At 40.0% G+C, this 8,171-nt stretch carries 6 protein-coding genes and 1 pseudogene; 2 read left to right on the top strand and 5 right to left on the bottom strand.

Annotated features, from left to right (window positions below; genetic code table 11):
* From ACO1D1_RS21390 to ACO1D1_RS21370, 5 genes and pseudogenes are all read right to left on the bottom strand, one after another.
* A pseudogene (locus ACO1D1_RS21390) lies at positions 1 to 1,404 on the bottom strand (4-hydroxyphenylacetate 3-hydroxylase family protein); the annotation flags it as partial.
* Between the two features lie 382 nt (positions 1,405 to 1,786).
* Entirely contained in the window at positions 1,787 to 3,055 is a 1,269-nt protein-coding gene (locus ACO1D1_RS21385; RefSeq protein WP_149870368.1) for an allantoate amidohydrolase, read from the bottom strand.
* A gap of 126 nt (positions 3,056 to 3,181) precedes the next feature.
* The gene (locus ACO1D1_RS21380) at positions 3,182 to 3,739 is read right to left on the bottom strand and encodes an FAD synthetase (RefSeq protein WP_149870369.1); all 558 of its coding nucleotides are present in this window, start codon (positions 3,737 to 3,739) and stop codon (positions 3,182 to 3,184) included.
* 29 nt (positions 3,740 to 3,768) lie between these two features.
* Positions 3,769 to 5,229, bottom strand: coding sequence for a 4-hydroxyphenylacetate 3-hydroxylase family protein (locus ACO1D1_RS21375; RefSeq protein WP_423337035.1), 1,461 nt, complete (start codon positions 5,227 to 5,229; stop codon positions 3,769 to 3,771).
* Positions 5,230 to 5,275: 46 nt separating this feature from the next.
* On the bottom strand, positions 5,276 to 5,785 hold the full coding sequence (locus ACO1D1_RS21370) for a flavin reductase family protein (protein ID WP_149870371.1): 510 nt from the start codon (positions 5,783 to 5,785) through the stop codon (positions 5,276 to 5,278).
* A 232-nt stretch (positions 5,786 to 6,017) separates the two neighbouring features.
* Here ACO1D1_RS21370 and ACO1D1_RS21365 point away from each other — a divergent pair, with 232 nt between their 5' ends.
* Positions 6,018 to 7,322, top strand: coding sequence for a hypothetical protein (locus tag ACO1D1_RS21365; protein WP_423337034.1), 1,305 nt, complete (start codon positions 6,018 to 6,020; stop codon positions 7,320 to 7,322).
* 11 nt (positions 7,323 to 7,333) lie between these two features.
* A complete protein-coding gene (locus tag ACO1D1_RS21360) occupies positions 7,334 to 8,170 on the top strand; it encodes an SDR family oxidoreductase (protein ID WP_423337033.1) in 837 nt (278 codons plus the stop codon).
* The last annotated feature ends 1 nt before the right edge of the window (position 8,171 follow it).

Below are 8,171 nucleotides of genomic sequence, written 5' to 3'. Positions count from 1 at the left end.
CTAATTTTCGCTGCGGCTCCATATCAAAATTATTAAACACAGCCATCTGTTGCGCGAAAGGCGGACTTTGAGCAAACAGTTCAAACGTTGTCCGGTGACCCGCATAAGAGGAATTGACCAAATCTCTAGCGAAGTATAATAATTTTCCACGGTCCTCAGGCGTCCACTCACCAACGGAGTAATATTGATCGAAATATTGCTTGATTTCCGGATCTGCCATAGTCGCGGAATCCGGTGTTACTGCTAATTGGCCGCCGACTAGTTCTCTCGTTAAATGGGCCATTGCCGGGAATTTTTCCAGTGCAAATACGCGGCCGGTATACAATAGTGATTGGTTCGGCATCATTAATCCGCTGGGCTTCTTTCCGCTTCAGCCACAGCGGCTGTTAGATGGGCATTGATGCCTTCACGGTAATTAATCAACTGAGAAATTTTTTCCTTTACTGCTTGAAGATGGGTTAAACCCGTTTGTTCGACATTTAATAAAGCGGCCCCAATTAAATAGTCGGCCCGGCGCAGCATTCTAAGAGTGTAATTAAAGGCAGAATAACGATGAAGTGTGGAACGGATATAGGCAGCTGATTCTAAGGAGCGATGGAAAAGGACATTTTCCCATGGAATTAAAACGTGATCAAAAATTAGTAAGGTATCAATTTCTTCAAATTTTGTGGCAATTGGATAATCTTGCGGATTTCGGTCTATACCAAGGGATGTACGGCAAATATGCTTTAGGCCCGGTGAGCCCATATCGCAAATGAAGCCGCAGGCAAAAGGCGCCATTTTTTCAGAACCGGCATTCCAATCTAAAATTGTCGGCTTGACAAAGGCTTGGTGTGCGTAGGCAGCAGCCGTTTCAAATTTAGCTCCCTTTACGATGATGCCTTGGTCATTTTCTTCGACTACATGGAGCAAGGTTCCGCCGTCTTTTCCACTGAATAATTTGCTTCTGTCCCCTTTAGGATCGGTGTTCGCCGAAACATGAAACAGATCTTCCCTTGCGACCCGGTCGATATGGTATTTAATATTTTTGGCATATGTCGGATCAATTTCATTTAATTTATCTTGAGCATCAAATAACGACCACATTTCTCCAATCGTTTCATCGCCAACTCGATAAACCACGCCGCCAAGATCATCCAGAACCGTTTCCACATGCTTGCGAATAGCAGACAAGTCATCTTTTGTTTCAGGCATTTTGTATGCGCGGGAAACAATTTCGCCATCTTCCAGTCTGGTGGTCAACGTTTCGGAATGTTTCTCTTCAAATGCCATGTCATACATTCTCGCCTTTACATCAATAATCGGCTTAAAGGATGGGTGCTCGGCAATATTCTTAACCTTTTCCCCGTCGATAAAAACCTCCCTTCCGTCATTAAGAGACTCACGGTATTGTTTACCTGTCATTAATGCCATACGATACCTCCTAAAAATAGAGTATTTTAGCTCTTTGTTGCCTTGACGTTCAAACAATCTAGTTACGATTTATTTACGGATTTTTTCTTTAAATATTCTTTTAATTAAAAATAACAAATCCACTGTGTTTATGTCAATTAAATTTTCTAAAAATTCTTTATTTTATAAATTTATCATTTTTTAAATACTATAACATTTTTTCTACTCGAGTTTGAACTACTAAATTATCCAAATGATAGACCTAATTTTGATATGAATCGTCTTTATTTTAGTAGAATAATAACTGAAAAAGGCTGGCTAAATGAATAGCAGCAGCCTTATAATCTCTACTAGGAGTAGAAACTATTGGACTCGAATCAAACTCGGAATTCCTTCATTTATCGCCTTGGACACAATATCCGGTTCGAAAAAGCGCATGGTCTAAATGAATAATTCCTTGTAAAATTAAATTTCCCGCCTTTTCAATATCGTCGGGATGGCTATACTCTTCAGGGCAATGACTTTTTCCATCAATACTTTTCACAAATACCATGGCTGATTTAGTAATACTTGCCATATGGGCAGCGTCATGTACCGCCATACTAGGCAGGATCAAACATGGCTCATCCATTTCCTTAGCAGTGTTTTTAAGAATCGATATAATCTCATAATCTAAAGCTGCTGGTTTTTGATCAAGAAACATTTCTTGCTGGATGTTCACTTGTCTTCTGATTGCAAGCTCCTGCCAAGCACTGTTGATGGCATCTATCGTATTTTGGATTTTCTCTTCAGTTTCCGCTCTTACTTCAAAAACAAACTCAACCTGTCCCGGAATAATATTAGCGGCATTTGGACTAACATTTAATTTGCCTACTGTACCAACAACATCGCCTTTGTTCTTGCAATACCTTTCTACTTCTAGAACCATTTCCGCTGCGGCGGCAAGAGCATCTTTTCTATTTACCATCATCGTTGTCCCAGAATGGTTCGGTTCACCACTTACCTTTACTAGACTGCGATACGTGCCAACCACATTGTTGACAACCCCCATCGAGATATTCGCACTTTCTAACCTTTGGCCTTGTTCGATATGAAGCTCAATAAAAGCTTTTTTTCCACTTTGCATATTTTTCATCATCATGAAACGATCAAGTCCGCCGCCAACCTTTTTCAATTCATCATCTAGCAAAACACCTGTTGAATTTCGTGCTTCCTTTAGCATATCCGTGGTTAAACGACCGACAAAAGCGCGGCTGCCGAATGTTGATAAATTAAAATCATTGGATTCTTCTGCCGTGAATGACACGATTTCAAGATCATGATTAAGTGTAACTTTTTCTTCAATGAACGTTTTTATAATTTCCTTAGCCATAAGTACACCCAGCGGGCCATCATATTTACCTCCATTTGGAACCGAGTCCAAATGGGAACCAATCACGATACTGCCTTTCTGTTTCCCATTGCCCATCCGCTTTCCCCAGATATTTGCTGCACCATCTACCGTTACTTCCAGGCCCAATTCTTCTAATTCTTCAATAAACAGTTGCCGTACTTGATGGTCAGCTTTGGAAAAACTCGGCCTGGTGACACCTCCAAGTTCATTTTTGCCATACTCGGCGTATTTTTCTAGATCTAGGAGTAATCGCTTGAGATTTATTTTCAAATTACAGGCCTCTCTTTCAAACTTATTAAATTAAGGCAATCATGAAAAATAGGGAGCACCAATAAGGAAGACTCCCATCGTTGCTCCTGGTCAAACCTTTATTTTTACAAAATAGTAATCAGTTTTTTACAATGCATAGTTTTTTTCTGTGACACATCGGATGTCTCCAAGTAAATTATTGGCTGACAAATAGTTTCCTTGTTGTAATAGATGACGAATACGTGTCGAGGAGATTAATTCATTTTGTTCACATTTAAGTGGGCTTAACACACCAACATTAAAATAGGATTGCAAATCGTCAATACTTCCCCTGCGATCTTTACCAAATTGAAAGTTTGGACCTTCCCAGATTTCAACAGGATTGATTGCCTGAATCTCTTGAATAAAAGCAGAAACGCTTTGTTTCGTATAGGCTTCGTTAAATTTCGCCACAATAACATATTCTGCGCCAAGCATTTCAAGGCGATTAAGTTTTTCCTCCAGAGTAGTAAGCATTTGGCATTTTTTAAAGAAAACCTTCGGTGGCGGATCAAAAGTATAGACGACAAAAGGAACCCCAAGCTTCTCGGCCCGCTCTTTTGTTTTTAACAATAATGCCTGATGACCCCGGTGTACACCGTCAAGAGCACCAATGGATAAAGCGGATTTAGGGAGCTTTAATGTTCCTGGAGTGTAAATGTCCAATGAAAAAACTCCTTTCAAATTTCAACTGTTTAACTAGTCACCGGTACAGATTGTTTCAATCCCGCAGCATGAAGCACTAATTTTCGCTGCGGCTCCATATCAAAATTATTAAACACAGCCATCTGCTGCGCGAAAGGCGGACTTTGAGCAAACAGTTCAAACGTTGTCCGGTGACCCGCATAAGAGGAATTGACCAAATCTCTAGCGAAGTATAATAATTTTCCACGGACCTCAGGCGTCCACTCACCAACGGAGTAATATTGATCGAAATATTGCTTGATTTCCGGATCTGCCATAGTCGCGGAATCCGGTGTTACTGCTAATTGGCCGCCGACTAGTTCTCTCGTTAAATGGGCCATTGCCGGGAATTTTTCCAGTGCAAATACGCGGCCGGTATACAATAGTGATTGGTTCGGCATCATTAATCCGCCTGGGCTTCTTTCCGCTTCAGCCACAGCGGCTGTTAGATGGGCATTGATGCCTTCACGGTAATTAATCAACTGAGAAATTTTTTCCTTTACTGCTTGAAGATGGGTTAAACCCGTTTGTTCGACATTTAATAAAGCGGCCCCAATTAAATAGTCGGCCCGGCGCAGCATTCTAAGAGTGTAATTAAAGGCAGAATAACGATGAAGTGTGGAACGGATATAGGCAGCTGATTCTAAGGAGCGATGGAAAAGGACATTTTCCCATGGAATTAAAACGTGATCAAAAATTAGTAAGGTATCAATTTCTTCAAATTTTGTGGCAATTGGATAATCTTGCGGATTTCGGTCTATACCAAGGGATGTACGGCAAATATGCTTTAGGCCCGGTGAGCCCATATCGCAAATGAAGCCGCAGGCAAAAGGCGCCATTTTTTCAGAACCGGCATTCCAATCTAAAATTGTCGGCTTGACAAAGGCTTGGTGTGCGTAGGCAGCAGCCGTTTCAAATTTAGCTCCCTTTACGATGATGCCTTGGTCATTTTCTTCGACTACATGGAGCAAGGTTCCGCCGTCTTTTCCACTGAATAATTTGCTTCTGTCCCCTTTAGGATCGGTGTTCGCCGAAACATGAAACAGATCTTCCCTTGCAACCCGGTCGATATGGTATTTAATATTTTTGGCATATGTCGGATCAATTTCATTTAATTTATCTTGAGCATCAAATAACGACCACATTTCTCCAATCGTTTCATCGCCAACTCGATAAACCACGCCGCCAAGATCATCCAGAACCGTTTCCACATGCTTGCGAATTGCACGTAAATCTTCCTTCGTTTCAGGCGCTTTATATGCACGAGATACCACTTCACCGTCCGGTAAGGTTGTTGTTAATGTGTCAGCATATTTTGCTTCGTATGCCATATCATACATTCTTGCTTTTACATCAATGATTGGCTTAAATGATGGGTGGTCAGTCAGATTCTGAACCTTTTCCCCATCAATATACACTTCTCTTCCATCATTCAGTGATTCACGATATTGCTTACCTGTCATCAACGTCATATCATTTCCCCCTTTTATAACAATTACTCTAAGATTCTATCTAAACTTACGCTTCCTTAAATTGACCAAATTTACCACGATAGTACACTAAGGGCTCCCCATTCGCCGCATGAGCTTTTTGTACTTCTGCAAGAAAGACAGAATGTGTCCCTCCTGTCACTTCCTCTACCACCCGGCATTCAAGATGTGCCAGCGTATCTTCTAACACAGGATTTCCTAACACACCATATGAGAAAGCAACACCACTAAATTTATCTGTATTGGCCCTGGCAAATCTTAACGCTAGATCCTTCTGTGATTCATTCATGATGTTTACCGTAAAAGATTCAGCGGCCGAAATTGCATGACAGGTTCCTGTACTTTTGTTCACGCATACTAACAGCATTGGCGGATCAACAGACACGGAACTGACTGCACTAGCAGTAATTCCAAAATCCACCCCATTATTTCTCACCGTAATAATCGAAACCCCACTGGAAAAATGACCGATTACATGTTTGAATTGATCTTGTTCAACCAATGGTTCCAGCTCTTTATTCTCCTTTGATACTTTCATTCACTAACAGTCCTTTCTTTTAAATATACGGAATTATTCTTAATATGTTCCTTAAATGAAACTATACAGAGGAAAAAAGTCAATGTCAACTGAATTTTCAAAAAATTCACTATAATTATGTTGATAATATTATATATACATGAGATAAATTTAAGTATGGAGGAAATATATACCTAAAATTATCGGACATTGCTATAATTAAATAACATCATTACCATGGGGGGAAACTCTTTTGAAACCAAGAACTGGAATTATTGGGCCAAATGATTCAGTCCGACTAATATCTGAAATTGCAGCCGAATATAAAGATCGGCTTCAGATTATTCCTTTTATTTATCAAAAACCTGAAGAAGCAGCTGATATTGTACATAAAAACCAACATTTAGTTGATCAATGGATCCTTGCAGGACCGGCAATTTATAAATCATTTCAAAAGAGCGGCGTCAAACAACCATTTTTTATACTGAAATTAGACGGTTCTAGTTTAACAAAGACCTTAGTGGATATTGGCTACAATGATAAGAAAAGTCTTGAAAATATAAGTATTGATATGCTGGCAGAACGTGACATTTTGGAAACCTACCGCGATCTTGGGATTCCAAGCAAACAGATTTATACTCAAGAGTTTACAAAAGAAACTCAGCTTGAAGATCTTCTCTCCTTTCATCAAAAACTTTTTCAAGATAAGAAAGTCGAGATTTGTGTCACTTGTTTGCGATCCATATATGATCAACTGCGTTTGCAAAACATTCCCACATATAGGGTAACTCCCACAAGAAGCAATATCCGCGAAACCTTATCGACAGCGGTTCAAAAATGGGAAACGATGCATTTTAAGCAATCACAAATTGCCGCGATTTTAGTGAAAGTGCAAGGGATGGAGAAAAAAGAAGATCATAATATGGTATCTTACGATTTACATCGCTTAAATTTAGAGATTCAAGCAGCAATTTTACAGTTTGCAGAATCAATCTCAGGTTCCTTCGTTACGATTGGGACTGGTGTATTTGTTATTTTTTCAACAAGAGGTTCTATTCAGGAGACCGATAAGCCCATTGGGTCGTTATTAGAAACATTAGCAATAATTACTGACTTACCAGCGAATATCGGCATTGGTTATGGCGATACCGCCCTAACTGCTGAAGAAAATGCCCGTCTAGCCTTAAATCATGCGCAAAATTATGATTCCTTTTGCGCCTTTCTCGTTGATAATGACGGGACGATTGAAGGTCCATTGAAAGAACAAGAAGCCATCTCCTTTCAATATCGGACAGAGAATAAAGAAATTAGTGGCAAGCTGAAAAAAAGCGGTATATCCATAACAACCTTTAATAAAATTTTATCAGTACAAAAAAGAATGGGGAATGGCTCGATTACCGCCAGCCAGATTGCAGAATGGCTAAAAATGACACCACGAAATGCCAGGAGGATTTTGACAGGTCTTGTGGATGAGGGTATTGCGGAAATTATTGGGGAAGAAGCTCCAACCTCTAAGGGACGACCGCGGAAAATTTATCGTGTTGGTGAAGGATTTTAAAAGGAGAATGTATGAACAGTAAAACAGCAGTTGTTACAGGATCATCTAGTGGCTTTGGATTATTATGTGTAATTGAACTAGCTTTGAAGGGCTATACTGTCATAGCGACAATGAGAGATGTAAAAAAATCGACACCAATGGTTGAACTTGCAAAAGAAAAAGGTATAGAAAATAAAATTCATATCAATCAGCTTGACGTTAGTTCGTCTGGCTCTATACATGAGTTTAAAACCTTACTTGTAGATTATCCATCTATAGATGTGTTAGTAAACAATGCGGGGTTTGCCCTTGGTGGCTTTAGCGAGGATCTCTCAATTGAGGAATACCGGCAGCAATTTGAAACTAATTTTTTTGGGGTCATTTCAGTGACAAATGCTGTTCTCCCTTTTATGAGGACAAAAAAGCAAGGTAGGATTATTAACATGAGCAGCATCAGCGGAAGATTAGGTTTCCCTGGCCTATCTGCATATGCTGCTTCCAAGCATGCACTTGAGGGTTATAGCGAGAGTTTAAGGTTGGAACTTAAACCGTTTGGCATAGATGTCACATTAATTGAGCCTGGTTCGTATCAAACCAATATTTGGACTAGCGTGGATCGAATGGAAATTAACTCTGAATCCCCTTACTCTTCCTATATGAAGAGTTTGCTTGGCGAAATTGAGGGCGGAAAGTCGAATCATGGTAACCCGAGTGAAGTAGCAAGGCTTGTAGCGCAAATTGCTTCACAAAAGAAATCACCGAATCTTCGCTATCCCATTGGGAAGGGGATCAAGCAAACTCTGTTTCTAAAAAGCCTATTGCCATGGAGGGTTCTGGAAGCAGTGATTTTGAAAAAGCTTGGACAATAGC

Source organism: Neobacillus sp. 19, assembly GCF_049463095.1.
In the GTDB taxonomy this organism is placed as follows: domain Bacteria; phylum Bacillota; class Bacilli; order Bacillales; family Cytobacillaceae; genus Neobacillus.
Note: the sequence above shows the minus strand (reverse complement) of the source record. Positions and strands in the feature narration are given on the sequence as shown.

Excerpts from the sequence above, each read along its gene's own strand:
- ACO1D1_RS21375 (WP_423337035.1), bottom strand. The coding sequence starts at position 5,229 with ATGACGTTGATGACAGGTAAGCAATATCGTGAATCACTGAATGATGGA.
- ACO1D1_RS21360 (WP_423337033.1), top strand. The coding sequence starts at position 7,334 with ATGAACAGTAAAACAGCAGTTGTTACAGGATCATCTAGTGGCTTTGGA.
- ACO1D1_RS21370 (WP_149870371.1), bottom strand. The coding sequence starts at position 5,785 with ATGAAAGTATCAAAGGAGAATAAAGAGCTGGAACCATTGGTTGAACAA.